Here is a 26,072-nt window from a genome sequence, read left to right as displayed (position 1 = left end):
GTCAGGCCTCCGAGCCGTCGAAGGCCGAGGGACGCTCCAGCACGGAGTAGCCGCGGCGCCAGTTCTGCCAGGCGACCTGGATCGAGCGCAGCGTCATCAGCGCGAAGGCGACGACGACGGCGTAGAACACCGGCGACTTCGGGAACTGGATCGTCGTCATCGTCTCGTCGGGAATGAGCTCGGCATAACGATGCACCAGCACCGTGCCATAGGCGAAGAAGCCGATGCGGATGAGATCGACCGCGGTCGAGAGCGCCCGTCCGGCGCCGGGCGACAGATACCGATACAGGAAGTCGACCTGGATGTGCCTGGAGGCACGCACGCACAGCGAGGAACCCAGGAAGACGACGACGATCAGCGCGTAGATCGCGATCTCCTCGGTCCAGGCGAAGCTGTCGTTGAGGACATAGCGGGTGAAGAACTGCGCCACGACGCAGGCGACCATCAGCCAGAAGGCGGCGAGCGTCACCCAGTCCTCGAGGCCGTAGCCGGAGAGATCCGCCGGCGGCGGCGCCTCGTCGAAGACGTGGGCGATCTCCTCGCTGGTGACTTGGGTGTGGACTTCCGGCGTCGTGGTCATGGGCTGGATCCGGTCATGTCTGGGTCGCGGCGCTTGGCGTCATTGCGAGCGTAGCGAAGCAATCCAGCGGGACCCGCTCGGCGGCCCCTGGATTGCTTCGTCGCTGTCGCTCCTCGCAATGACGACAAACCGTCACTGCAAGAGGCGGGCGATCACTTGATCGCCTGGATGCGCTCCCAGTCGGCCTTGCGATAGCCGTACTGCTCGAAGGTCACGTTCTTCTCGACGGCGGCAAGGAAGTCGGCCTTGTCGATCTCGGTGACCGAGAGGCCCTTGTCCTTGAAGACCTGGACGAGCTTCACCTCGTCGGCCTGGATCTTCTTGGTGGCGCGCTCGGCCGCTTCCTGGGCGACGTCGGTGAAGATCTTCCTGTCCTCGGGCGAGAGCTTGGCCCAGAGCTGCTTCGAGACGACCGTGTTGAGGTGGTCGACGATGTGGCCGGTCAGCACGATGTGCTTCTGCACCTCGTAGAACTTCTTGGCGTCGATGGTGTTGAGCGGGTTCTCCTGCGCCTCGACGGTGCCGTTCTGCAAGGCGAGATAGACCTCGGCAAAGGCGATCGGCGTGGTGTTGGCGCCGCAGGCGCGCGGCATGGCGAGATAGGCCGGCACGTCGGGCACGCGGATCTTCAGGCCCTTCATGTCGGCGCAGGTCTTGATCGGCTTGTTCGAGGTAGTGTGGCGGGTGCCGTAATAGGTCACGGCCAGGATCTGGTGGCCGCTCTTCTCCTCATAGCCCTTGGCCATCTCCTTGAAGACGTCGCTCTTCACATAGGCGAGCAGATGGTCGGGGCCACGGAAGATGAAGGGGTAGTAGGTCACGCCGATGGGCGGATAGGCGCGCGCCGCAAAGCTCGAGCCCGAGATGATCATGTCGACCGTGCCGAGCGTCAGGCCCTGGTTGATATCGGTCTCCTTGCCCAGCTGCGAGGCCGGGTAGACCGTGATATCGTATTTGCCGTTGGAGCGCTTCTTGATCTCCTCGGCCGCCCAGACCGACTCGGTGTGGAAGGGCTCGGAGGTCTCGTAGACATGGGCCCACTTCAGCTTGGTCTGAGCCTGCGCCGGGGCGCCGGCGAAGAGAGCGCCGGCGGCGAGCGCGGCAAGAGCGTAGTGCAGTTTCATCGTCTGTCCTCCCTGAAGGTCACGAATAAGGTCTGGCCTTGCGTCATTTGATCGGGCGTGGCCGGCGCTGACGCTCGCCTGCCCGCTTGAAGTCGACGTCGCCGAAGCTCTGCGAAAAGCGCTCCTGCGAAGCCTGGAGATGGGCGCACATCGCCGCGCGGGCGGCTTCGCGATCGCCGCTGGCGAGTGCAGCATGGATGGCACGATGCTCGCGCGCCGCCGAGCACCACGAGCCCTCGTTCTCGAAATACTGCGCGAGCTGGCGGAAATACGGGCTCATGCGCTGGTCGAAGAGCTCGCCGACGCAGCGCACCAGCACGGTGTTTCCCAGTATCGCCGCGATCTCGACATGGAAGGCGCGGTCGAGCGCGATCAGGTGCTCCGCCGGCAAACCGGGCTGCTCCATCTGGTCGAGGATGCCGGCGAGCCCGGCCAGCTGGGTGGGCGTCGCCTGCCCTGCCGCATCGGCCGCGACGGCGCCCTCGACCAGCCGGCGCGCCGCGAGCACCTCGAACGGACCCTCGACGGGAAAGCCGGCGCCGGCGAGCTGTGCAGCAGCCTGAGCGGGATCGACGACGTAGACGCCCGAGCCCATGCGAATGCGCACGCGGCCCTCGACCTCCAGCGCGATCAGCGCCTCGCGCACCGAGGGGCGGGAAACGCCGAGTTTCTCCGCAAGTTCGCGTTCGGGCGGCAGGCGGCTGCCGACCGGGAATTCATGCTGGTCGATGAGATGGCGCAATTGATCGGCGATCTGCCGATACAGGCGCGGCGACTCGACGACTGCGAGCGGCATCAGACCCTGGACCCTTCCCTGCACCGCCTGGTCATGCGGCATCGATTTGGCCATGTGGTCAGGCCAATTTCGCGAGGAAGGAACCACCATACCGGACCCGAGTCAACCGGTATGGTGGCTTGGTTGCTAGTGCCCTTCGGCCGCGAGCACAGCTTCGATCCGGATCTCCTCCACGAGGCGTTCCTTCAGCGCGACGAATTCGGGCGTGGTCTTGATGGTGTAGGGCCTGGGATGCGGCAGCTCGACCGGGATGTCGGCCTTGATCCGCCCGGGGCGAGCGCTCATCACCACCACGCGTGAGCCGACGAAGATCGCCTCCTCGATGTCGTGGGTGACGAAGAGCACGGTCTTCTGCTCACGCTCCCAGATGCCGAGCAGCATTTCCTGCATCAGCGCGCGGGTCTGGTTGTCGAGCGCGCCGAAGGGCTCGTCGAGCAGCAGGATCTTGGGGTCGTTGGCGAGCGCGCGAGCGATCGCGGTGCGCTGCTGCATGCCGCCGGAGAGCTGCTTGGGGAAGTGGTCGACGAAGCCGGAAAGCCCGACACGCTCGGCCCATTTGCGGGCGATGCCGAGCCGCTCGCGCTCAGGCACGCCCTTCTCGCGCAGGCCGAAGGCGATATTCTGCACCACGCTCAGCCAGGGGAAGAGCGTGTAGCTCTGGAAGACGAAGCCGCGATCGGCGCCCGGCCCGGTGACCGGCGTACCGTCGAGCAGGATCTTGCCTTCGCTCGCGGTCTCCAGCCCGCCGATGATACGCAGCAGCGTCGACTTCCCACAGCCGGAGGGGCCGAGGATGGTGATGAAGTCGTTGTCGGCGACGGTGAGCGAAGTCGGCATCAGGGCGCGCGTCGGCTGCCCCTTGCCGCGGGCTGGGAAGACCTTGCCGACCTGCTCGATCAGAAGCTTGCTCATGCCTGCGCCCACGGAAACAGGCGCTGGTTGACCGCCTTGAAGAGGAAATCGGAGATCAGCCCGATCAGGCCGATGACGATGATGCCGAAGATGATCTGTCCTGTATTCAGCAGCGCCTGGCTGTCGGTGATCATGTGGCCGATGCCGGAGGACGAGCCGATCAGCTCGGCGACGATGACATAGGTCCAGGCCCAGCCGAGCACGAGACGGAAGATCTCGGCGATCTCCGGCGCGGCATTAGGCAGGAGCACGCGGCGCACCACGGAGGAATCGCTCGCGCCCAGCGTATAGGCGGCGTCGACCAGGTCGCGCCGGATGCCGCCGACCGCGACCGCGATCATCAGCACGAGCTGGAAGAACGAGCCGATGAAGATGACCAGCAGCTTCTGCGTCTCGCCGATGCCGGCCCAGAGGATCAAGAGCGGGATGAAGGCCGAGGCCGGCAGATAGCGTGCGAAGGAGACGAAGGGCTCGAGGAAGGCCTCGATGGGCTTGTAGGCGCCCATCAGGATGCCGAGCGGCAGCGCGAAGATGACGGCCAGGATGAAGCCGCCGACGACCCGCCAGATCGTCATGCCGATATCGACAATGAAGCCGTGGTTGACGAGCAGGTTCCAGCCTTCGCCGACCATGGTCAGCGGATCGGCGAGGAAGAGCTTCTGGACATAGCCGCCGAAGGTCGCGACCGACCAGACCACGACGAAGAGCGCGAAGAAGGCGACACCATAGCCGACACGGGCGCTGGCGGAGACCGGCTGGAGGGGTTTCATCGTCTAGAACTTGTTTCCTTCACGAGGGCGGCGAGTTCACGCCAGGGCTCGATGGACCAGTAGCCGGAGGCCGCCCCGGAGGTGGAGGGCAGGATGAAGACGCGGCTTCCTGCGAGGAGGGAGGGCTGGAGGCCATAGGCGAGCTTCAGTCCCCTCTCCTCCCCCAGTGCAGCCTGGGCGGCACGCTTGCCGTTGAACGCGACGATCGCCGGAGCGTGCCGATGAATCTTGGCCTGGAAGCCGACGATATCGAAGTGCTGTCGCAGCAACGCCGTGTCGGGGCCGGACGTCCACTTCGCGACATCGGTGAAGCCGATGCCGTATCGCGGCAGCTCCTGGAAATCCGCCGGGCCGAGGGGCTCAGGAATCAGCCCGGTCTCGAACAGGGTCTTCCAGAACTTATTGCCGGGTCCGGCATAGTAGGCGCCCCGCCGGGCGGAGGCCGCTCCGGCCTGCGTGCCGCAGAAGACGACACGCAGGCCGGACATCAGAACGTCCGGCAGGACGTCGCCGCTCACTTGCCGGCGACGTACTTGGTCTCGACCAGCGTGGCGACGTCGGGCTTGGCCTTGATCAGGCCGATCTCGAGCAGGAGGTCGGCCGCCTTGTTGGTGAAGGCCTGCCACTCGCCGGAGAAGAAGGCCTTGTTGCCGGCAGAGTCCGACCAGCGCAGATAGCCGGCCGACTTGCCGAACTGCTCGCCGGTCTGCTTCACGTCGGCGCCCATGATGCCATAGGCCTTGGCCTGGTCGGCCTTGATCAGCTCCAGCGCCTCGAAATAGCTCTTGGTCAGAGCGACGGCGGCCGCATCGTTCTCGGCCAGGAATTTCGGCGTGCAGCCGAAGGTGTCCATCACCATCGGATAGTCAAGGGTGGTGGCGATGATCTTGCCAGCCTCCGGCTTCTCGCGCACGGCCGAGAGATAGGGCTCATAGGTCATCGCCGCGTCGTTCTGGCCGGCGATGAAGGCCTGCGCCGCCGGGCCGGGCTCCATGTTGACGACGTTGACGTCCTTCACCGACATGCCGTTTTCCTTGAGGATCCAGGCGAGGGCGAAATAGGGCGAGGTGCCGGGCGCAGAGGCCGCGACCGTCTTGCCCTTGAGGTCCTTGATGGAAGCGGTCGAGCCGCGCACGGCCATGCCGTCGGCGCCATAGCTCTTGTCGAGCTGGAAGATCTGCTTGGTCTTGATGCCGGCAGCGTCCCAGACGATCCAGGTTTCGACCGTGGTCGCGGCGCATTGGATGTCGCCCGAGGCGATGGCGAGGTGGCGATCCTTCTGCGGGATCTTCTTGATCGAGACGTCGAGGCCGTTCTTGGCGAAGATGCCGGCTTCCTTGGCGAGAGTCAGCGGCGCGAAGCCGGTCCAGCCGGAAATGCCGATATTCACCTTGGTCTGCGCCTGCGCGCCGCCAGCGGCGATGAGAGCCGCCAGGCCGGTCGCGGCCAGCATCCCGATACGCTTCAAACCTGTCATGACGAACCCTTCCCCACTTGTTCCCGCCTGCGGCGGATACCTCGGCCAACGCAGCCCGATCGCGCCCATAAAGCAAGCTTCGTTCCAAATCACGTTAAATGCATATGCAAACCGGTCAAGGCGGCGATCACCCAATCAGCCGTCATCCTGAGGAGCGATCGCAGATCGCGTCTCGAAGGATAAGGGCTCGATGCGAGCCGGCGAATGAGCCGCCGATCACCCCCGCTTGGGAAAGCAATGACATTCTCTTGTTTGACACTCCCGCGGCGATCCCCTCCCCTCGGCGTGACAGGCGCCACGCGCCTTTGGCTATGAAAGAGGTTTTCCCGGATGAATGGCGCCGACCGCCTGTGCGACACGCTGCTGGTCAACGATGTCGATGTCTGCTTCGCCAATCCCGGCACGTCCGAAATGCATTTCGTCGCGGCGCTCGACCGCAAACCGCAGATGCGCTGCGTGCTCGGCCTGTTCGAGGGCGTGGTCACCGGCGCGGCCGACGGCTACGCCCGCATGGCCGACAAACCGGCGGCGACGCTGCTGCATTGCGGGCCCGGCATGGCCAACGCCCTCGCCAACATGCACAACGCCAGGCGCGCCTGGACCCCGATGATCAACGTGGTCGGCGACCATGCGACCTACCATCTCCAGCACGATGCACCGTTGACCAGCGACATCGAGAGCCTCGCCCGGCCGATGTCGCAATTCGTGCGCCGCATCGCCTCGCCTGAGGATGTCGGCCCGGCGATCGGCGAAGCCTACGCCGCCTCGCTCTCCTTGCCCGGCGTCACCACCGTGATCCTGCCGGCCGACTGCGCCTGGGGCAGCGTCGAGCCGGCGGAGCTGACGCGCACGCCGGTGCCGGCGCCCAGGCAGGTCGATGCGGCCCAGATCCGCGCGGTCGCCGGCCTGCTGCGCAAGCACGGCTCGCGCGCCGCGATCATGCTGACCGGCTCGGCGCTGCGCGAGGGACCGATGGCGATGGCGGCGCGGGTCTGCGCTGCGACCGGCGCGCAGATCTTCGCGCAGATGTCGAACGGGCGGATCGAGCGCGGCGCCGGCCGCGTCGCCATCCCGAAGGTGTTCTATCCGATCGACATGGCGCTGCAGCAGCTCAAGGACATCGACCTGCTCGTGCTGATCGGCGCCCAGGTGCCGGTCGGCTTCTTCGCCTATCCGGGCAAGCCCGGCCGGCTGGTGCACGAGAACTGCCAGGTCGAGCAACTGGCCGTGCCCGGGGACGACCTGCCGGGAACGATCGAGGCGCTGGCCGAGGAGCTCTCGGCGCGGGCGACGCCGCCGGCCTTCATCGCCACGCCGCAGGCAGCCGACGGCGCACTGCCGACCGGCACGCTCGACGCCGACAAGGTCTGCGCCATCGTCGCGCGGCTGCTGCCGGAGAACGCGATCATCTGCGACGAGTCGGTCTCCTCGGGCCGCAGCTTCTACTATGACTGCCACGGCGCGCCCCAGCACGACTACATCCAGCTCACCGGCGGCTCGATCGGCGAAGGCATTCCTCTGTGTGTCGGCGCGGCGGTCGCCTGCCCCGACCGCAAGGTGATCGGCATGCAGGCCGACGGCTCCGGCATGTACACGGTCCAGGGCCTGTGGACGCAGGCGCGCGAGAACCTCGACGTCGTCACCGTCGTCTTCGCCAACCGCACCTATGCGATCCTGCACGGCGAGATGCGCAATGTCGGCGTCAACGATTTCGGCCGCAACGCCAAGCTGATGCTCAATCTCGACGAGCCGGCACTGGACTGGGTGTCGATGGCCAAGGGCATGGGCGTCGAGGCCGGCCGCGCCACGACGGCGGAGGAGTTCACCAGGCTGTTCAAGGGCGCGCTCGGCCGCAAGGGGCCATTCCTGATCGAGGCGGTGATCTGAGGATCTGTAACCGGATGCCCCGACATGGCGAATTCAGCTGCCGATACTTATCTGGGCAGCAGCAAGGAGGTTTGACATGACGGAACGAGCTGTACTCGCAGGCGGTTGCTTCTGGGGCATGCAGGACCTGATCCGCAAGCTCCCCGGCGTCGAGACGACAAGGGTCGGCTACACCGGCGGCGACGTGAAGAACGCGACCTATCGCAATCACGGGACCCATGCCGAGGGGATCGAGATCGTCTTCGACCCCGCCAAGATCGGTTATCGGCAACTGGTCGAGTTCTTCTTCCAGATCCACGACCCGACCACGCTGAACCGCCAGGGCAACGACATCGGCACCAGCTATCGCTCGGGCATCTATTATGTCGACGACACCCAGAAGAAGATCGCCGAGGAGGTGATCGCCGAGGTGAATGCCTCGGGCCGCTGGCCGGGCCGCGTGACCACCGAGGTGAAGCCCGCAGGCGACTTCTGGGAGGCCGAGCCGGAGCACCAGGATTATCTGGAGCGCTACCCGGCCGGCTATACCTGCCACTGGGTCCGCCCGGACTGGGTGCTGCCGCGGCGCGAGGCGGCGGAGTAGTGGAGCCTTCTCCCCACGGGGGAGAAGGTGGCAGCGCGAAGCGCTGACGGATGAGGGAAGGGTCGCGCATGCGGCCCTTTTTCGTTTCACCCGGTCAAAGCGCCCTCATCCCCCTGCCGGGACCTTCTCCCCGTGCATGTCGGATATTTCCGACATGCACCATCCAGAGTGCCCATCTCGGGCAGGCCCGAGATGGGTGGGAGAAGGAAGCTCTACTTGAACCCACCCAAAAACGCATCGAGGCAATCGCCGATCGCCTCGATCGCGTAGCCGCCCTCCTGCACCACCAGCGTCGGCAGTCCTAGCGCCTTCACCCGCTCGCCGATCGTGCCGAAATCGGCTGCTTCCAGCTTGAGCACGCCGATCGGGTCATGCTTGTGGGCGTCGTAGCCGAGCGCGATCACCAAGGCTTCCGCACCGAACTCGCGGATGGCGCGGCCGGCACGGTCGACCGCCGCTTCCATCTCGGCGCCACCGGCACCATGGGCGAGCGGCAGGTTGAGGTTGAAGCCCTCGCCCGGTCCGTTCCCGCGCTCGTCCTCATAGCCGGTGAAGAAGGGGTAATAATCCGCCGGATCGGCATGGACCGAGATCGTCAGCACGTCGTCGCGGCGATAGAAGATCTGCTGCGTGCCGTCGCCGTGATGGGCATCGACATCGAGGATCGCGATCTTGCCGAATTTGCTGCGCAGGCGCTGCGCGGCGATCGCGCTGTTGTTGAGATAGCAGAAGCCGGTGGCGCGGTCGGCGCGGGCATGGTGGCCCGAGGGACGGCAGAGCGAATAGACCGCGCGCTCACCGGCAATGACTGCATCGGCGCCGGAGACCGCGGTCTCGGCCGAGCGCAGGGTCGAGAGCCAGCAATGCTCGCCGACCGGCACCGAGAGATCGCCGAGATACCAGCCGAGCTGGCCCATGATCCCGGTCGGCCGGCAAGGCGGGCGGACATCCTCGTCGGTGCGGCCGCTCCAATAAGGGAAGGTATTGGGCCAGGCCTCCGGCCCGTGCTCGGGCAGAGCGAGCCAGCGCTGCCAGAGCCCCTCCAGAAAGCGGACGAAGCCTTCGTCATGAACCGCAAGGATCGGCGCCGTGCCATGCTCGGCCGGGCGCTCGGGCGTGACGCCGTGCTTGGCGAGCGCATCGAGCAGCCGTTCGGTCCGTTCCGGCAGGTCCTTCGGCGCCACGATCTTGCCGAAGCGCATATATTGCTGCGGATCGTGCTTGGACTGGTCGGGATGATAGAAGGCGCGCATGTAGGGCTCTCGGCATCGACATTGAGAGCGGCATAGCGCCACGAAAATTGTGCTGCGACCAGTGCGCCGGATCAGGCGGCGGCACTATCCCCGTGCATGGCGTCGCCCTTGGGCAGCAGGTCCGGCAGCTGCAGCAGCCAGGGCACGCGGCCAGCGGGGGTGGGCCTGGCATAGCGATAGCCCTGCGCGAAACGGCAGCCCTGCTCCTTCAGGAAAGCTTCCTGCTCGGCGGTCTCCACGCCCTCGGCGATGACATCGAGACGCAGATCGTCTGCGAGCCGGAGCAGCGCCCGCACGATCGCCGCATCGCCGCCGTTCTCGGTGACGTGACTGACGAAGCCGCGATCGATCTTGAGCGCATCGACCTGGAAGCGCTTGAGATGGGTGAGCGAGGCGTAGCCGGTGCCGAAATCGTCGAGCGCGACGCGCAGGCCCGCAGCGCGCAGGGTCTTCAGCGTGCGCTCGGCCTCGTCGGCATTGCGGGTGAGCAGCACGGTCTCGGTGACCTCGACGCCGAAATGGCTGGCCGGCACGCCGGCTGCGGCAAGCTGGCCGAGCAGGCGCTCCGGCAGCGCCGGGTCGCGGAAGACGCTGGCCGCGAGGTTGACGCAGACATGGCCGACATCGAGCCCGGCATCGAGCCAGCGGCGCAGATCGCTCACCACGGCCGCGATGATCGCGTCGCTGATCCCGTTGGCGATCTCGGGATCCTGGAAGCCTTCCTGGAAGGCGGCGGCCGGGATGATCCCGCGCTCGGAATGACGCCAGCGCGCCAGAGCCTCGAAGCCGGCGATCCGGCCGGTGTCGACCGCGACCTGCGGCTGGTAGTAAGGCAGAATCCGCTCGTCCTTCAGCGCGCCGGCCAGCCCCTGGCAGACCGCGACGCGGCGCGCCATCGCCGCCCGCATCGCCGGCTCGTAGACGATCGCCATGTTGCGGCCGTTCGCCTTGGCCCGGTAGAGCGCGAGGTCGGCGTCCTTCATCAATTCTACGCCGTCGCGATCATGCTCGGGCGCGAGCGCAATGCCGAGGCTCGCCCGCGTCGCAATCATCTGGCCGGCATGCTCGCAGGGCTGGCGCAGCACCTCGATCAGCGCCTCGCCTCGCACCAACGCCTCGAACCCCGTCATCCGCTGCGTCGAGAGCACGACGAACTCGTCGCCGCCGAGCCGAGCGACCAACTCGTCCGGGCCGATCGCGGCGGCGAGCCGCTTCGCCGCTTCGATCAGCAGCGCGTCGCCGGCGTCATGGCCGAGCGTGTCGTTGATCGACTTGAAATCGTCGAGATCGATCAGGAAGAGCGCGACCGCCCCGCCCTTGCTCGCCATTCGCGCCAGGGCCTGCTGCATCCGCTCGTGGAACAGCAGACGATTGGGCAGGCCGGTCAACGCGTCATGCGTCGCCTGGCGGCGGGTGCGGGCCTCGGCCGCCTTGCGATCGGTGATGTCGACGATGCCGGCGACGACGGCCGGGTTCTCGCCGATCGGCAATGTCGTAGCGGTAATAAGCACGTCGCGGACGGCGCCGCTGCCATCGCGGACCTGCGCCTCATGGCCCTCGATCTGATCGTGGTCCTTGAGCAGGCGGGCGATGACGCGGCGATTGCCGCCATCGAGCAGGACGTCCTGGACCTGCGCCTGCGTGACCGCGTCGCCGAAATAGCGCTTGGCTGCATCATTGCCGCGCAGGAAGCGGCCCTCGCCCCGCGAGGTGACGACGAGCGGGATCGGCACAGCCATGAAGATGCGCTCGATCATCGCCTGGCTGGCGCCGAGCTCGTCCTTGGCCTGGCGCTCGGCCTGCGTCGCCGCCCATTCGAGCCGGCGCAGCCGGTTGCCGTGGACGACGACCAGCCCGAGCGCGAAGTTGAGCATGACGAGGACCAGGATCAGGCCGGGCAGCGTCGAGGGCAGCGGCCCGTTACCGAGATAGCCTGCGAGCATGAGAGCGCTGCAGCCGACCCCCAGGACAAGCGTCCAGCGGAAGGCCGTCGGCGCGACCAGATAGAAGATCGAGGGCAGCATCAGCACGACGAAGAGGGCGAGATCGCTGCGCGACGACACCAGCAGCGCGACCATCAGCGCGGTCGACACCTCCCAGCCGATCAGCACGCCTTGCGCCTGCGAGATGCGTGCCGCCTTGCGCACCAGCGCGAAGCAGAGCAGCGAGACGAAGACGATCGCGAGCCGCGCCGGCACGGCGACGAAGAAATGCGGTGTGCCGTGGAAGCGCCAGTCGCTGGCGAGGAAGAGCGTGTTGAGGACCGCCGAGATCAGGAAGATCAGCCGGCATTGCCGCAGCGTCTCGCCGAAGCGCGCATCGCGGAACGCCGCCTCGCGGACGGAATCCCGGAACTCGCCACCAAATCGAAACAGGCCGTCGCGTGTCATGCCGTACACTCGTTCGGCAGCGGTCAAGGCCAGGTTAAAGCGCACCGGCGATCAGCATCCTAAGGCGCGACGAGCGCTGCGAGCTCGCCGGCAAGTTGTGCGATGTCGAAACGCCCCTCGCGATACCAATCGACCGAGCCGTTCATCGCCCCGAGCAGGAAAAGCCGCAGCCGCTCCGGTGCGATGCCGGGCGCGAGGACACCGGCACCGGCAAGCTCTTCGATCAGCGCCCGCCAGAGATCGTCGTAGGCGCGGCGGATGCCCCGCACGCTCTCCGGCGTCGGATTATCGCCGAAGCTGAAGACCTTGATGCTGGCGCAGGTGTAGTCGGAATGGCCGTGCAGGGCGGCGAGATGCGCCGCGATCGCCGCTTCGAGCCGGCGGCGCATATCGGCCTTGCCGGTCGCGTCCAGGGCGGCGCGCACAGCGTCATGGACGAAGCCGACACCGTCATTGACCACCGCCTCGACGATCTCCTCCTTCGAACGGAAATGATGATAGAGGCTGGCCTTTCGGATCCCGACCGCCTCGGCGATCTCGCGCAGGCTGGTCTGGTGGTAGCCATTGCTGCGCAGGAGGCGCGCCGCATGGTCGAGGATCAGGCGGCGCGCGCCGCCTTCGAGCACTGCCCGTTCGGCGCGTCCGGTCACGACCGTCACAGCCGCTTCGCCACCTCTTCGAGCATGACCTCGGTGGCGCCGCCACCGATCGCCTGGACGCGCGCGTCGCGGGCCATGCGCTCGATCGCGCTCTCGCGCATGAAGCCCATGCCGCCATGGAACTGGACGCAGGCGTACATGACTTCGTTGACCAGCTCGCCGCAATAGGCCTTGACCATCGAGACCTCGCGCGTCGCGTCGAAGCCCTTGGCGTCGAGCCAGGCGGCGTGATGGACGAGCTGGCGCCCGGCCTCGACCTTGCCTGCGAGCATAGCGAGCTTCTGGCGGATCGCCTGCTTGTCCCAGAGCGGCGCGCCGAAGGCGGTGCGGGTGCGGACATAGTCGACCGTCAGTTCGATCGCGGCCTGCGCCTCGCCCATCGCCATAGCGCCGATCACGGTGCGCTCGTTCTGGAAATTGCGCATGATCGCGTAGAAGCCACGCCCCTCGCCGCCGAGCAGGTTCTCCGCCGGAATCCGGCAATCCTCGAAGACCAGCTCGGCCGTGTCGGAGGAGCGCCAGCCATGCTTGTCGAGAGCGCGGCTGACGCGGAAGCCGGGCGTGTCCTTCTCGATCAGGAACATCGAGACCGACTGCGAGGGCCTGGCCGAGGCATCGGTCTTGGCGGCGACGCAGTAGAGATCGGCATGGACGCCGTTGGTGATGAACATCTTGGCGCCGTTCAGCACGTAGGAATCGCCGTCGCGCCGCGCCGTGGTGCGGATGCCCTTCACGTCGGAGCCGGCGTCGGGCTCGGTGACGGCGATGGCGCAGATCACCTTGCCGGCGACGATATCGGGCATCCAGCGGTCGCGCTGCGCCTTGCTGCCGGCATTGAAGACATGGACCGAGGCCATGTCGGTATGTACGAGCGCGGTGATGGCGAAGCCCGAGAAGGTCGAGCGGCCGAGCTCCTCGGCAAGCACCACGGTCGCGAGCGTGTCGAGCTCGGAGCCGCCATACTCGGCGGGATAGCGGATGCCGAGGAAGCCGAGCTCGCCCATGCGGGCCAGCACCTGGCGCGGCACCATGCCGGCCTCTTCCCAGGCGAGCCCGTGCGGCTTGACCTCGTTCGTGACGAAGCGGCGCAACTGATCGCGCAGCGCCTCGTGCTCCTCGCCGAAATAGGGCGAGCGGAGCGTTCCACCGCCGACCGCATCGAAACCGTCCATCGCCGCCATCATGCTCCGCTGTTCCTGCATAAGCCTAACCTACCGCCCGGCAGGTAGGCAACCATCCGAACTCGCACATGAAAAGAGGGGCTGCGAGGCCCCTCTTCCTCCATGCCGGTACGATCCCCGGTCGTCACATCGCAGGATCAGTTGCAGCCGCAGCCGTGCCCGCCATTGCCAATGCCGATGCCGCCGCGGCCGACGCTGACCTTGTTGCCGTTCAGGATGCCGTTGCCGCTCAGCACCGAGACGTTGTTGAGGACCTTGACGTTGGAGACGGCGGTCGTGACCGAAGCAACCGACGCCACGACGTTGCCGAGGAGCCCGCCGCCGCGGCTGCCGGAGCCGCCATGACCGCCGGCGAAGGCGGGGCTGACCGAGAAGGCGGCGATCGAGGCAAGAACAAATGCGTATTTCATCTTTCTCTCCCTGCACTCGCTTCGGGTGTCGAAGCGATATGCACGTTTTGGTTGTATTTTATCTTAATCGCAACCTGAACACATTGTTAACCATACTTGCTAGCGTTAACCGCCGCGCGTCCGAATACGATCTGAAGCAACTCATAGTATGACATATATTCTATTAGATCACTTCTTAGCTATACAGCCGAAATATTGATAATATTAACTGACAATTAGGCATTATCACCTACCCTCGACTGAGAGAGGTGATGTTCATGCGTCCGATCAGGTCAGTCTTCGCGCTCTTTTGCATTGCGGCCAGTGCCTTTCCTGCCACTGCTGGGGAGGACACGACGGAGACCCTGACCTCGACAGCCGTGGTCGGCCTGCGCGGCGGCTTCGACTCCAGCCCGACCAACAGCAAGGGCGAGAAGGGCAGCCCGACACTGACGGGCTTCGCAAGCTGGAATTTTCTGCGCGGCACGCTGCAGGACGGCTACGGACTCGACGTCCTGCTGGTCGACACCCAGTACGATCCGCGCCAGCTCGCCGCCAGCCGCTCCCATGCGCTGACGCTGAAGCATGCGACTGGGATCGGCGAAAAGCTCTCTCTGCAGTCCTCGCTCGCGATCGAGAACGAGCAGAGCTGGTCGCGCCGCCGCAATACCCTGACCTGGCGCGAGCGGCTCAACCTCAGCCTCGGTTCCTTCAGGCTCTTCGCCAATGCCGAGGCGCGGCTTGCCGCGCTGAACGAGCGCAACGTCTTCGCCGACGGCGATTTCCTGCCGCAGGACGAGAACCTTGCCACGCTCGGCATCACGCCGGGCATCGCCTGGCGCCAGAGCGGGACCGAGATCGGCGTCTCGTTCACGACGTCGAGCACGCGCTTCACCAATGGCATCGATTATCTCGGCATGCGCCGGGACAACTACCGGCTGCAGCCCAATCTGTTCGTCTCGACAGCACTCAAGGGAGCGACGTTCGAGGCCTCGCTGTCGCCGCTGCAAATCATCTTTCCGGACAAGGAGTTCGAGAACCAGAAGTCGCTGCTCTACACGGCCAAGCTGCGCATCCCCCATGAATGGCTGACGCTCGACCTGTCGTCGGGCCGCACCATCGAGGACACCACCCTGCCCTTCGCGGTGGTCAACCTCGTGACCCAGCACGAAGGCAAGCTCACTGCGCGCTTCAACGACACGAACGCGCTTTCGTTCACCGTCCGGCAGAAGCTCGAGGATTATCTCGGACTCGACTCGACCACGCGCACGGCCAGCATCGGCCTCGACTATGCGCGCGGCCTCGGCAACGGCATGACGGCAACCGCCTCGGCCGCCTGGCGCAAGACCAAGGACACGGGACTGGAAGCGGTGCCGGCCTTTATGGTCCAGCTCGGCCTGCAGAAGCAGCTCGACTTCAGCGAGCCGGGCAAGGGCGCGAAGAAGGGCGGGTGAACGGTCGCGCTACGGCCAACCGCTAAAGTCATGCTCGGCCTTGTGCCGAGCATCCACGCCTCGACCACAGCCCTCGACCTCCGAAGGCGTGGATGGTCGGGACAAGCCCGACCATGACGGCTGTGTTTCGGTCGTCCGAAGACCTCAGGCCAGCTTGCCGCCGACTGCCTTCTCCAGAATCGCCCAGGCCTCGTCGCCGTACTTGCCCTTCCATTCGCCGTAGAAGCCGGCCTTCTGCAGTGCGGCCCGGAATTCGTCGGCCTTGGTCTGGTTGATCACCATGCCCTTCGAGGTCAGCTCGGCCTGCAGGCCGGCATTGAGCTTGGCGACGTCGTCGCGTTCCAGCAGAGCGGCAGCATCGATGTTCTTGGCGACGATCGTGCGCAGGTCCTGCGGCAGGCGCTCCCAGGCACGGCGATTGGCCAGGAACCAGAAGCCGTCCCACATGTGGTTGGTGAGCGAGAGGTACTTCTGCACCTCGAACAGCTTGGCGGTTGCGATGATCGCCAGCGGGTTCTCCTGGCCGTCGACGATCTTGGTCTGCAGCGCGGTATAGACCTCGGCGAAGTTGATGCTGGCCGGAGCCGAGTCGAAGGCCTTGAACATCGAGGTCCAGAGCGGCGAGACCGGCACCCGGATCTTGAAGCCCTTGAGATCGGCCGGAGAATTGATCGGCCCCTTCGACGAGGTCATCTGGCGGAAGCCATTGTCCCAGATCTTGTCGAGGACATGCAGGTTCGCCTTTGCGATCTGGCCGCGCACATAGGCGCCGAGCTCGCCATCCATTGCCTTCCAGACCGCGTCATAGTCCGGGAAGGCGAAGCCGATGCCGCTGACCGAGGCGTTTGGTACCAGGGTCGACAGGATCAGCGGCGACAGCGTGAAGAACTCGACGCCGCCGGAGCGGACCTGGTTCAGCATGTCGGTGTCGGAGCCGAGTTGGTTGTTCGGGAAGATCTGGATGACGACCTTGCCATTGGTCTCGGCCTTGATCTTCTCCATCGCCTCGGCGGCACGCACGTTCATCGGATGCGCCAGCGGCAGGTTGTTGGCGTATTTGTAGGTGAATTCCGGCGTCTGGGCACGGGCGACCGAGAAGGTCCCGATCGTGGCGGCGGCAGTGGCGCCCTGCAGGATCGTGCGGCGTGAGATCGACATGGTCTTTCCTCCCTGAAGGTTCTTCATTGGTCAGCGCGCCCTCATTTGGGCACGCCAAGGCGTTTTCGTCATGCTGGTGCGGGTTTCCGCCATCCGGCAATCGACGGGCGCGACGGGTGGCCATGATGGAGCGACATGGCGCCCATCACAGGAACATCGTCGAGAAGGACGGGACGTAGGCGATGATGGCCAGGCCGGCGAGCAGCGCGAGCAGATAGGGCCAGATCGCGCCCATCGCCTCGTCCGGTTCGACATTGCCGATCTTGCAGGCGATATAGAAGCCGATGCCGACCGGCGGCGTCATCAGGCCGATGTTCATCGCGGTGACGACGACCATCGAATAGTGGATGTCGTTGATCCCCAGGCTCTTGGCGATCGGGAACATCAGGGGCGCCATCAGCACGATCGCCGGCAGGCCCTCGAGCACGCAGCCGAGGATCATGAAGACGACGATCGTCACCGCCATGAAGCTGATCCAGCCGCCGGGCAGATGCGACATCGCGGTTGCAAGGTCGCGGGCAAAGCCGGTCTGGGTCAGCGCCCAGGCCATGGCCGAGGCGGTGCCGAGGATCATCAGGATCGCACCGGAGAGCGCCGCGGTCTCGACCAGCATGCCGTAGAAGGTGCGCCAGCTGATGCCGCCATAGAGGACGATGCCGACGATCAGCGCATAGAGCACAGCGATGGTCGAGACCTCGGTCGCGGTGGCGACGCCGCCGCCGACGGCGCTGCGGATCAGGAAGGGCAGGACGAGGGCAGGTGCCGCGACCAGCGCCGTCTTCCAGATCGTCGCGAACGGCGCGCGGCGCACGCCCTTCAGCATTTCGCCGCGCGCCTTCCAGCGCGCCAGGATCGCGAGCACGAGCAGCAGCACGGTCGCGACGACCAAGCCGTTGGTGAAGAGCCCGGCGATCGAGACGCCGGCGACCGAGCCGAGCACGATCAGCACGATCGAGGGCGGCACCGTCTCGGCCATAGCGGCGCCGGTCGAGAGCAGCGCGATCAGTTCCTTGGGCTGATAGCCGCGCCGCTTCATCTCCGGGAACAGGGCCGGCGCCACCGTCGCCATGTCGGAGACCTTGGAGCCGGAAATGCCGGAGACCAGAAAGAGCGAGCCAAGCAGCACATAGGACATGCCGGCGCGGACATGCCCGAGCAATGAAGCGAGGAAGTCGACGATCGCCTTGCCCATGCCGGTCGAGTCGAGCACGCAGCCGAGCAGCACGAAGATCGGCACCGAAAGCAGGATCAAGCTCGACATGCCCTCGTCCATGCGCCCGATCATCACGAAGATCGGCACACTGGTGCTGAACGACAGGAAGCAGAGCGCCCCCAGCCCGAAGCAGAATGCGATCGGCACGCCGGCGACGAGGCAGAGGCCGACGACACCGAGCAGGAAGATGGCGATGTTGACGTAGCCCAGCGTCTTGAACACCGGCGTCAGCAGAAAGAAGGCTGCCGCAACGAGGCCGATCACCACGGCGGAGATCAGGAGGTCGCGCAGCGTGCAGGTCCGGACCGCATAGGTCAGCACCAGCGCCAGCATGGCGATGATGCCGAAGGCGATCGCCGAGACACGGTAGCTCGAGGGAATGTTGAGCGCCGCCGAGGTGACGTAGGATTCCTCGATGACATAGTCGATCGCCGGCCAGGTCATCACCGCGAGGAAAGTCGCGACCGCGAGCAGGCCGAAGGCATGGGCGAGACCGCGCAGGCGCTCCGGCAGCATGCCGACGAACAGGGTCAGGCGCAGGTGCTCGTTGCGGTCGATCGCGATGGCAGCGCCGAGCATGGCGAGCCAGAGGAAGCAGATCGAGGCGGCCTCGTCGATCCAGACCACCGGGATCGAGAGGACATAGCGCGAGGTCACCCCAGCCAGCAGCAGCGTGACGATGGCGACGAGCAGGCACGCGGCGATCACCTCGAGCGGACGCACCAGCGCCGAGCCGACACGCTTGGGGGTATGGTCGAGGCTCTCCAGGACCGCGGCAACGCCGTCGCTGGAGTTTGCGCTGACATGCGCGCCGGCGGCCACGCCTGTGCTTGTCTCGGCCATAAGGGCCGCTCCTCCCATCGCCCGCCGATCCGACGGGTCCACATTATGGCGAATTAACTCGCTCGTTCCGGCTGGAACATACACGGATCGACTGCTGTTGCAATCGCAGACACGGCCATCTACACCTTTAAGGCAGATGAGAGGTCCGCATCATGGACCCCAACGTGATCGAGGAAATGCAGTCCGAGGCCATGCCGACGCCCGATCTGTCAGGCTCGCAAAGCGTCGATCGCGCCTTGCGATTGCTGGCGCTCGTCGGTCGCGAGAGTGCATCCGGCCTGCCCCTCAGCGAGATCGTCGAGGAGAGCGGCCTGAACAAGCCGACCGTACGGCGCCTGCTGCTGGCTCTGATGCGGGCCGGCCTCGTCGAGCAGGAGGCCCGCACGCGGCGCTACCATCTCGGCGAGGAGGCCTTCGTGCTCGGACTGCTCTGCGGCCAGCGCCACGGACTGCTCGACCTCGCCATGCCCAGCCTGCGGGCGCTCTCGGACACGACGCAGGACACCAGCTTCTTTTCAATCCGGCGCGACCGCTTCGCCATCTGCCTGCATCGCGAGGAAGGCACCTGGCCGGTGCGTACCCATGCCTTGCAAGCCGGCGATCAGCACCCGCTCGGTGTCGGCGCCGGCTCGCTCGCCATGCTGGCGCTGATGCCGGACGCCGAGTCGACCGCGATGATCGAGGCCAATTGCGCCGTGCTCATAGCGCGCTACCCGGCCTATTCGCCGGCGCAACTGATCACCGATATCTCCCTTGCCAGGCAGCGGGGCTTCGCCCTCAACCCCGGCCGCATCGTCACCAATTCCTGGGGCATCGGCGTCGGCGTACGCTATCCTGACGGGCGCATCGCCGGGGCGCTCAGCATCGCCGCGATCGATTCGCGCATGCAGCCGCAGCGGCAGGAGGAACTCGGGGCGCTGCTGCGCCACGAGGCGCGGCAGGTCGAGACGCGGATTGTCGACATGCTCGGCCGGCGACAGGCCCAGCCGGCAACAGCCGAGATCAGAATAGTGGAGACGACGCCATGACGACGAGCGCAGCGGGCGCCGAGCCGGCGGGCGGGCTGAAACCCGTTACCACGCGAGTGATGAACCTCGCGCATTTCCTGACGCGCAATGCCCGCCGCTTCGGCGACCGCCCCGGGCTGATCTGGGGCGAGCGGCAATGGAGCTGGCGCGAACTCGATGCGGCCACGCATGCGCTCTGCGCGGCGCTGGCCGCGCGCGGCATCGGCAAGGGCGATCGCATCCTCGTCCACTCGAAGAATTGCGACGAGATGTTCGTCTCGATGTTCGCCGCCTTCCGGCTCGGCGCGGTCTGGGTGCCGACCAATTTCCGGCTGATGCCGGACGAGGTCGCCTATCTTGCCACCTCCTCCGGTGCCAAGGGCTTTCTCTGTCATGGCGATTTTCCCGATCATGCCGCGGCTGTCGCCAAAGAGAGCAAGACGCTGCAGTTTACCTGGCGGATCGGCGCCGGCTCGTTCGGCGAGACGACGCTTACGGAAGCGATCGCCGCTCATCGGGGCCAGCGCGTACCGGACGCCGTCGTCGACCGCGACGATCCCTGCTGGTTCTTCTTCACCTCCGGCACCACCGGCCGCTCCAAGGCCGCGGTGCTGACCCATGGCCAGATGGGCTTCGTCGTCACCAACCACCTCGCCGACCTCGTGCCAGGCTCGACGGAAGCAGACGCCTCGCTGGTCGTCGCGCCGCTCTCGCACGGCGCGGGCGTGCACCAGCTCGTGCTGACGGCGCGCGGCGCGCCGACGATCCTGCTTCCGACCGAGCGCTTCGACATCGACGAAGCCTTTCGGCTGATCGAAAAGCACCGCGTGACCAACATCTTCACCGTGCCGACCATCCTGAAGATGCTGGTCGAGCATCCGGCGGTCGACCAGCACGATCACTCCTCGCTGCGCCATGTCATCTATGCCGGCGCGCCGATGTACCGCGAGGACCAGAAGACGGCGCTGGCCAAGCTCGGCAAGGTGCTGGTGCAGTATTTCGGCCTCGGCGAAGTCACCGGCAACATCACCGTCCTGCCGACTTATCTGCACGAGGACGAGGATGGGCCACAGGCGCGCATCGGCAGCTGCGGCGTCGAGCGAACCGGCATCCAGGTCGCGATCCAGAACGACGCAGGCGAGGAGCTGAAGCCGTTCGAGACCGGCGAGATCTGCGTGATCGGCCCGGCGGTCTTCGCCGGCTATTACGAGAACCCGGAGGCCAATGCGAAATCCTTCCGCAATGGCTGGTTCCGCACCGGCGACCTTGGCCATATGGACGAGGAGGGCTTCGTCTACATCACCGGCCGCGCCTCGGACATGTACATCTCCGGCGGCTCGAACATCTATCCGCGCGAGATTGAGGAGAAGATCCTCACCCATCCGGCGATCGCGGAAGCAGCGGTCCTCGGCGTGCCCGATGCGGTCTGGGGCGAGATCGGCGTCGCCGTCTGCGTCGCGCGCCGCCCTGTCGACGAGAATGAGCTGGCGGGCTACCTCGCCGAGAAGATCCCGCGCTACAAGATGCCCAAGCGCTTCTTCTTCTTTGAGGAACTGCCGAAATCCGGCTATGGCAAGGTGCCCAAGCGCCTGGTGCGCGACGAATTGGAGAGGCGCGGCCTGCTCGACTTCGTCCGCACGCCGGGAGGCTCAGTGTGAGGACGATTGAGCAGCCGGGGCCCGCCGAGGCCGAGCGTGTCCAGTGGGCCGAGGCCCGGGGTCGCAAGCTGACCCTGAAGCTGAAACCCGGCCTGCTGCTCGACGCGATCGCAGAGGCCTTCACAGCTCAGGGTTTCTTCAGCGGCGTGCTGCGCCTTCCTGCCGGCCTTCCGCTCGCGCCCTTCGCCTATGTCATGCCGGCGCTCTCGGCGACGCCGGAGCATGCCGCCTCCTATAGCGAGACCTTCCGGCCGGAGGGCGTGACCCGGATCGAGACGGGCGCACTGACTTTCGGCGAGCGCGACGGCGCCCCGTTCTTCCACGGGCACGCGCTTTGGCGCGAGGCCGACGGCCGGCACAATGGCGGACACATCCTGCCGGACCAGAGCGTACTGGCCCAGCCGGTCACCGTCGATGCGGTCGGGCTCGATGGCGCCGGCTTCGTCGCCAGCCATGATCCTGAAACCAACTTCAAGCTGTTCATGCCGGCGGTACAGCCAAGTCGCGACACGAAAGCGGAAAGCCGCTTCTTCGTGCTGCGGCTGCGGCCGAACCGCGATGTCTTCACCGCGCTGGAAACGTTCTGCGCCGAACGCGGGATCGCCCACGGCGTCATCCATGGCGGCGTCGGTTCGACGATCGGCGCGCGCTTCAGTGATGGCCGCTCGATCGAACCTTTTGCCACCGAGATCGCGATCACCGCAGGCCATGTCGCCCCCGGCATTGACGGCAAGCCGGAAGCGGCGCTCGCGATCGCGCTGGTCGACTATACCGGCGGCATGGCGCAAGGCACACTCAAGCGCGGCGACAATCCGGTGCTGATGACGCTGGAGCTAGTGCTGGAGGCGCAGTAGCACCCCCTACCCCCTGGACATGGTCGCCCGTCACGGGGGAGTATGGACTGTCGGCGAGGGCAGCAGCTCTCCCCGAGCGGCTCGGGGAGGCTCGCAGTTGGTGCTCCGGCCGAACCGTACAATTCCGTCCGCCAGCACCTTGTCGAATCCCAGAGGCTGCCGAGAATCTTTTGCATGAGCGGACAAGCGGACCGACCATCGCCGAGATTGAGCCGGAAGAGGGGTAAGAGGCACGCCGCTCGCCGCGTCGCGTCGTGGCCCGCATGATTGGCAAGGCCCGATACACAACGTTTCAGCTCAAAACACGAGCGGCACCCTAAAATAAGAATATGCCTAGGTTTATAATTCCATGACCTAAGGGCATGTTTATCTAATTTAGTAACAAAAAAAGCGAATTGACCTTGATTTAATATCATTTTTGCAAAAGGAATTATTGTTAGTTTAATTTTTAAATCATAAGACTTCAGTGAATTCAATTTTTATAGCTCATTCTTTTTCCACAAGAACGGTAAACTCACTGAAATCTTTCTCAGGTCAGATTCATTGCTTGACGCCGCAACGTCAGCAGTGTACCCAGTTATTGCAAGGTGGAACCATTCTCGCCTGTCGTGACAGCAAGGGGACTCTCGATGAAGAAGTTGTTGCTCGCCTCCGTCGCAGTGCTTGCGCTCGGTGCGGTTCCGGCCGCTGCCGACACCGCGCAGATTTTCGGCAATGCCAGCGCCAAGGTGCTGACGCCTGACGCCAACAAGAAGGTCGTCGGCAAGGGCTATTACGCCGACTACTACGGCTACTACGGGTATTATTATTCGTACTATGCGAACTACTACGCATATTACGGCTATGTCTACTCGAATGCGAGCTACTACTACACCGCGTATTACTATTCCTATTACGCGACTCAGTACCTGTACAATGCCTACTACTATCAGTACTATAATGCCTGATCACTCCACCGACAGGTCGGATCGCTTCGGCTGATCGGGCTTGTTGCAATCGGTTCCGGCCTGCCCGGTGGATAGGGATTAGGATTGTTGCGTAAAACTTCTATTAACATCGCGCGTCTCGCGGCGCGCTCGGCCGGAGTGTCGCTGGCGGTTTTAGTGACCGCCAGCGTTTCTGCCTTTGCCCAGTCGAAGGAAGAGCTGCTCGAGCGCCGGATTCAGCAACTCGAAGCGCGATTGAAGCTGCTTGAAGGCGAAGTCAGCAAGCGCGAGAAGGCCAAGCCTGTGTCATCGCCAGGCCGAGCCGGAGAACAGAAGCAAGCTGCCGCCACGGGCGACCAGACTGCCCAGACTCCGCAAGGCGGTGCGCAGCAAGCTGCGGCCCAGCAGAAGAGTACTGTCGCCCAAGAGGCATTCCTGGCGCGCGACAACATTCCAACACTACAGAGCAACAAGTTCGAGGTCTCGCAGAGCTTCGACTATGGGCGTGGCACCAGCTTCGTCCAGAATGATCGCAGCTTCCGCGCCACCACGACCATGCGCTACGGCATCGCCAACGATGTCGAACTCGCTCTCTCCGTGCCCTATTTCGCTTCGCAGCGCCGGACCAACGCCTTCAACCAGACCATCGTGCGCAATCGCTCCGGGCTCAGCGACATATCGGTCCAGGCCTCCGCCAATCTATGGCGCGAGAGTGAGTGGTACCCTGGTGCCGCGCTCACGCTAGGCCTGTCGATTCCGACCGGCGATGCACCTTATGATATCCAGAACCTGCGCGCAGGCGTGATTCCGACCGATCCGCTGGCGCTCAACCAGTCGAGCGGCCATTGGGTGCCGCGCGGTTCGATTCAATTCTTCAAGACAGTCGACCCGCTGATCCTGTTCTTTGGTGTCGGCACCGATTACGCCCTGCCGCGAACCTTCAACGGCACCAAGGTCGAGCCGGGCTACCGCATTACCTATAATATGGGCTTCGGCTTTGCCGTCTCGGAACGCACGACGCTGGGCGTGTCCTTCAACGGTTCACTGTCGGAGCGATTGAAGGTTGGCGGCGTTCCCGTAGCCAATTCGGTCAACGAGAACCTGAACGCCCGCTTCACGTTGATCCAGCGGGTCGGCCAAGATTTCTGGCTTGAGCCGGCCGTGACGCTTGGCCTGACTGACGATGCGGCAGACGCCGCCTTCTCGCTGTCCTTGCGCAAACGCTTTTGAGGATGGCAGCCATGCTGCGACCCGCACCGACACGACGCCGCTTCATGGGCTACGGTGTGGCTTTGTCCGCTTCGCTAGCTAGCGGCCTGCCAGCGCGGGCCGAGGAGACTCCGGCCCAGGAGAGCTCGGTGCGCAGGCCGAAATCCTTTTTGGAGCGCAGATTCGACGGCGTCGTCGGCCAGACCGCCGACTTCACCTGCGGCGCCGCGTCGGTCGCCACGATCCTGACCTACTACTGGAATCGACCGACGACCGAGATCGAGGTGCTCGAGATCATCCGCTCGCGCTACACCGCCGAGCAGTGGAAGAATCGCGAAGGCAACGGCGTCTCTTTCGACGATCTGATCTTCGCGGCCAAGAAACTTGGCTTTCAGGCCGCCGGCGCGGAGATCGCGCTGGAGGATTTGCCGAAGCTGGCGGCGCCAGTGATCCTGCATCTCGACAAGGGCAAGTTCCAGCATTTCAGCGTGCTGCGCCGGGCGGTCTCCGAGGTCTATTACATGGCCGATTCGATCGTTGGCCAGACAGTGCTGACACTGCCCGATCTTCGGTCGCAATATACAGGTAAGGCACTCGCGATCGCGAAACGAAAGGCCGACCTGCCGACGGGTGCCGCCTTGTCGGCCGTCCGGGACGGCACCTCTGTCTCGCGACTCGTCGGCGACGTCATGCTGCGGGGCTCCGAGCTCCTGCCCCCGGCCCTGCGATGAGGACAGTCATGACCCCAAGCCCCCTTCCCGTCCGCCTGGCCCTCCTCGCGCTGTGCGGCACGCTCGCTTTCGCCCATACGGCGGCCGCCAATGAATGCATCAAGGTCGCGCCCGGCTCCTACAGTGCCGATCGCAGCATATCCGGCCCTGACGCATCGTTGCGGGTCAAGGTGTTTGTCTCCGGCGGCAAGCTCCGCGAGGAAAGCTCCGGCCAGGCCGGCCCCGAGGTCAAGATCATGAACGGCCCGGGCCAGGGAGTCACATTGTTCAACCCCGAGACCAAGGTCGGCTCGCGGCTTCCTGCGCCGCCCAATACTCGGCGCCGCGACATCAAGGTAAACTCCCAGGATCGCGGCGACGGGACTGTCGTCGTCACCATCACCGCGGACGTCAACGGACAGCTCCAGCAGATCTCGCAGCTGACCTGCCGCAAGGACGGTGTCCTGATCGAAGCCAGGCACACCATCCCGGACGAACAAGGCAATTCGAAAGGCACGCTGGTCATCCGCGACAGCAATGTCGTCGTCGGGCCGCAGCCGGCCTCGCTCTTTGCCGTGCCGGGCGGAGTCAAGTTCGTCCGCTGACAGACGGCCAGTGCTGATCGCTCGCATGAGCGCGCGGCTCAGGGCTATCCGGCGCCGCGCGAGGCCCAGTTACTGTGCGGCCGTCATGATGATCTCGACCCTGATGCCCGGATCGGCCATCTCGACCACGCCGCAGCAGCGGGCCGGGGCATGGTCGGGGTCGATCCAGCGATCCCAGACCGCGTTCATCCCGGCATAATCGGCCATGTCCTTGAGCCAGATCGTGGCGCTCAGCACTTTGCTGCGCTCGCTGCCGCCCTCGGCCAGCAGCTTGTCGATGCGAGCGAGCGCTTCCTGCGTCTGCTGGCCGATGTCGCCGCTGAGATCGTCGGCGACCTGGCCGGCGAAATGCAGCGTGCCGTTATGGACGACGACGCGGCTGCGGCGACCATTGGAATCGATGCGGCGGATCTGGTTGGTCGACACGGCAATCC

Annotated in this window: 25 protein-coding genes; 10 read left to right on the top strand and 15 right to left on the bottom strand. The window is 65.3% G+C overall.

The genetic code is table 11. The features are described from left to right. Position 1: 1 nt before the first annotated feature. The 7 genes from CXY91_RS11315 to CXY91_RS11285 all read right to left on the bottom strand — a co-directional run bounded on the left by CXY91_RS11315 (position 2) and on the right by CXY91_RS11285 (position 5,635). Positions 2 to 580, bottom strand: a complete 579-nt coding sequence (locus CXY91_RS11315) for a TRAP transporter small permease (RefSeq protein WP_100961348.1) — start codon at positions 578 to 580, stop codon at positions 2 to 4. A 152-nt stretch (positions 581 to 732) separates the two neighbouring features. Beyond that, positions 733 to 1,704, bottom strand: coding sequence for a sialic acid TRAP transporter substrate-binding protein SiaP (locus CXY91_RS11310; RefSeq protein ID WP_091832159.1), 972 nt, complete (start codon positions 1,702 to 1,704; stop codon positions 733 to 735). A 43-nt stretch (positions 1,705 to 1,747) separates the two neighbouring features. Continuing rightward, on the bottom strand, positions 1,748 to 2,554 hold the full coding sequence (locus CXY91_RS11305) for a FadR/GntR family transcriptional regulator (protein WP_425285419.1): 807 nt from the start codon (positions 2,552 to 2,554) through the stop codon (positions 1,748 to 1,750). Between the two features lie 72 nt (positions 2,555 to 2,626). Further along, entirely contained in the window at positions 2,627 to 3,412 is a 786-nt protein-coding gene (locus CXY91_RS11300; RefSeq protein ID WP_199777408.1) for an ABC transporter ATP-binding protein, read from the bottom strand. Further along, complete coding sequence (locus tag CXY91_RS11295) at positions 3,409 to 4,182, bottom strand: ABC transporter permease (protein ID WP_100961344.1); 774 nt, start codon at positions 4,180 to 4,182, stop codon at positions 3,409 to 3,411. The genes CXY91_RS11300 and CXY91_RS11295 overlap by 4 nt, the downstream gene beginning before the upstream one ends. Further along, positions 4,179 to 4,670, bottom strand: coding sequence for a mismatch-specific DNA-glycosylase (locus CXY91_RS11290; RefSeq protein ID WP_100961904.1), 492 nt, complete (start codon positions 4,668 to 4,670; stop codon positions 4,179 to 4,181). The genes CXY91_RS11295 and CXY91_RS11290 overlap by 4 nt, the downstream gene beginning before the upstream one ends. Positions 4,671 to 4,696: 26 nt before the next feature. Further along, complete coding sequence (locus CXY91_RS11285) at positions 4,697 to 5,635, bottom strand: ABC transporter substrate-binding protein (protein WP_100961342.1); 939 nt, start codon at positions 5,633 to 5,635, stop codon at positions 4,697 to 4,699. 354 nt (positions 5,636 to 5,989) lie between these two features. Here CXY91_RS11285 and CXY91_RS11280 point away from each other — a divergent pair, with 354 nt between their 5' ends. Beyond that, positions 5,990 to 7,546, top strand: coding sequence for an acetolactate synthase large subunit (locus CXY91_RS11280; protein ID WP_100961340.1), 1,557 nt, complete (start codon positions 5,990 to 5,992; stop codon positions 7,544 to 7,546). A 76-nt stretch (positions 7,547 to 7,622) separates the two neighbouring features. Then, entirely contained in the window at positions 7,623 to 8,129 is a 507-nt protein-coding gene (gene msrA / locus CXY91_RS11275) for a peptide-methionine (S)-S-oxide reductase MsrA (RefSeq protein ID WP_100961338.1), read from the top strand. 212 nt (positions 8,130 to 8,341) lie between these two features. On the opposite strand, the gene CXY91_RS11270 is transcribed toward msrA, so the two are convergent. The 5 genes from CXY91_RS11270 to CXY91_RS11250 form a co-directional block, all read right to left on the bottom strand. Further along, positions 8,342 to 9,382 carry a histone deacetylase family protein gene (locus CXY91_RS11270; protein ID WP_100961336.1) on the bottom strand — a complete coding sequence of 347 codons (1,041 nt, stop codon included), beginning with the start codon at positions 9,380 to 9,382 and terminating at the stop codon, positions 8,342 to 8,344. A 71-nt stretch (positions 9,383 to 9,453) separates the two neighbouring features. Next, on the bottom strand, positions 9,454 to 11,772 hold the full coding sequence (locus tag CXY91_RS11265) for a putative bifunctional diguanylate cyclase/phosphodiesterase (protein WP_100961334.1): 2,319 nt from the start codon (positions 11,770 to 11,772) through the stop codon (positions 9,454 to 9,456). A gap of 59 nt (positions 11,773 to 11,831) precedes the next feature. Then, positions 11,832 to 12,431 (bottom strand): TetR/AcrR family transcriptional regulator, encoded by a 600-nt coding sequence (locus CXY91_RS31120; protein ID WP_091832187.1) that lies wholly within the window; start codon positions 12,429 to 12,431, stop codon positions 11,832 to 11,834. Continuing rightward, entirely contained in the window at positions 12,428 to 13,615 is a 1,188-nt protein-coding gene (locus tag CXY91_RS11255) for an acyl-CoA dehydrogenase family protein (protein ID WP_248307439.1), read from the bottom strand. Before CXY91_RS11255 ends, CXY91_RS31120 begins: the two co-directional genes overlap by 4 nt. 134 nt (positions 13,616 to 13,749) lie before the next feature. Beyond that, positions 13,750 to 14,022, bottom strand: coding sequence for a hypothetical protein (locus CXY91_RS11250; protein WP_100961332.1), 273 nt, complete (start codon positions 14,020 to 14,022; stop codon positions 13,750 to 13,752). Positions 14,023 to 14,279: 257 nt separating this feature from the next. Between CXY91_RS11250 and CXY91_RS11245 the strand changes: the two genes are divergently transcribed. Beyond that, positions 14,280 to 15,455, top strand: coding sequence for a hypothetical protein (locus tag CXY91_RS11245; protein ID WP_158673375.1), 1,176 nt, complete (start codon positions 14,280 to 14,282; stop codon positions 15,453 to 15,455). Positions 15,456 to 15,599: 144 nt separating this feature from the next. On the opposite strand, the gene CXY91_RS11240 is transcribed toward CXY91_RS11245, so the two are convergent. Together CXY91_RS11240 and CXY91_RS11235 are read right to left on the bottom strand one after the other, a co-directional pair. Then, positions 15,600 to 16,613, bottom strand: a complete 1,014-nt coding sequence (locus tag CXY91_RS11240) for a TRAP transporter substrate-binding protein (protein ID WP_091832197.1) — start codon at positions 16,611 to 16,613, stop codon at positions 15,600 to 15,602. Between the two features lie 145 nt (positions 16,614 to 16,758). Continuing rightward, complete coding sequence (locus tag CXY91_RS11235; RefSeq protein WP_100961328.1) at positions 16,759 to 18,669, bottom strand: TRAP transporter large permease; 1,911 nt, start codon at positions 18,667 to 18,669, stop codon at positions 16,759 to 16,761. A gap of 152 nt (positions 18,670 to 18,821) precedes the next feature. Between CXY91_RS11235 and CXY91_RS11230 the strand changes: the two genes are divergently transcribed. The 7 genes from CXY91_RS11230 to CXY91_RS11200 all read left to right on the top strand — a co-directional run bounded on the left by CXY91_RS11230 (position 18,822) and on the right by CXY91_RS11200 (position 25,638). Beyond that, a complete protein-coding gene (locus CXY91_RS11230) occupies positions 18,822 to 19,697 on the top strand; it encodes an IclR family transcriptional regulator (protein WP_248307438.1) in 876 nt (291 codons plus the stop codon). Further along, positions 19,694 to 21,334, top strand: coding sequence for an acyl-CoA synthetase (locus CXY91_RS11225; protein ID WP_100961326.1), 1,641 nt, complete (start codon positions 19,694 to 19,696; stop codon positions 21,332 to 21,334). The genes CXY91_RS11230 and CXY91_RS11225 overlap by 4 nt, the downstream gene beginning before the upstream one ends. Further along, a complete protein-coding gene (locus tag CXY91_RS11220; protein ID WP_100961324.1) occupies positions 21,331 to 22,188 on the top strand; it encodes a PCC domain-containing protein in 858 nt (285 codons plus the stop codon). The genes CXY91_RS11225 and CXY91_RS11220 overlap by 4 nt, the downstream gene beginning before the upstream one ends. 629 nt (positions 22,189 to 22,817) lie before the next feature. After that, positions 22,818 to 23,135 (top strand): hypothetical protein, encoded by a 318-nt coding sequence (locus CXY91_RS11215; RefSeq protein WP_100961322.1) that lies wholly within the window; start codon positions 22,818 to 22,820, stop codon positions 23,133 to 23,135. A gap of 87 nt (positions 23,136 to 23,222) precedes the next feature. After that, the gene (locus tag CXY91_RS11210; RefSeq protein WP_158673374.1) at positions 23,223 to 24,344 is read left to right on the top strand and encodes a hypothetical protein; all 1,122 of its coding nucleotides are present in this window, start codon (positions 23,223 to 23,225) and stop codon (positions 24,342 to 24,344) included. A gap of 11 nt (positions 24,345 to 24,355) precedes the next feature. Continuing rightward, positions 24,356 to 25,054 carry a C39 family peptidase gene (locus CXY91_RS11205; RefSeq protein ID WP_158673373.1) on the top strand — a complete coding sequence of 233 codons (699 nt, stop codon included), beginning with the start codon at positions 24,356 to 24,358 and terminating at the stop codon, positions 25,052 to 25,054. An 8-nt stretch (positions 25,055 to 25,062) separates the two neighbouring features. After that, on the top strand, positions 25,063 to 25,638 hold the full coding sequence (locus tag CXY91_RS11200) for a LolA family protein (RefSeq protein ID WP_100961316.1): 576 nt from the start codon (positions 25,063 to 25,065) through the stop codon (positions 25,636 to 25,638). Between the two features lie 69 nt (positions 25,639 to 25,707). On the opposite strand, the gene CXY91_RS11195 is transcribed toward CXY91_RS11200, so the two are convergent. After that, the gene (locus CXY91_RS11195; RefSeq protein ID WP_248307437.1) at positions 25,708 to 26,064 is read right to left on the bottom strand and encodes a RidA family protein; all 357 of its coding nucleotides are present in this window, start codon (positions 26,062 to 26,064) and stop codon (positions 25,708 to 25,710) included. Positions 26,065 to 26,072: the final 8 nt, after the last annotated feature.

The organism is Allobosea sp. FBZP-16 (assembly GCF_002831785.1).
Classification (GTDB): Bacteria; Pseudomonadota; Alphaproteobacteria; order Rhizobiales; family Beijerinckiaceae; genus Allobosea; species Allobosea lupini.
Note: the sequence above shows the minus strand (reverse complement) of the source record. Positions and strands in the feature narration are given on the sequence as shown.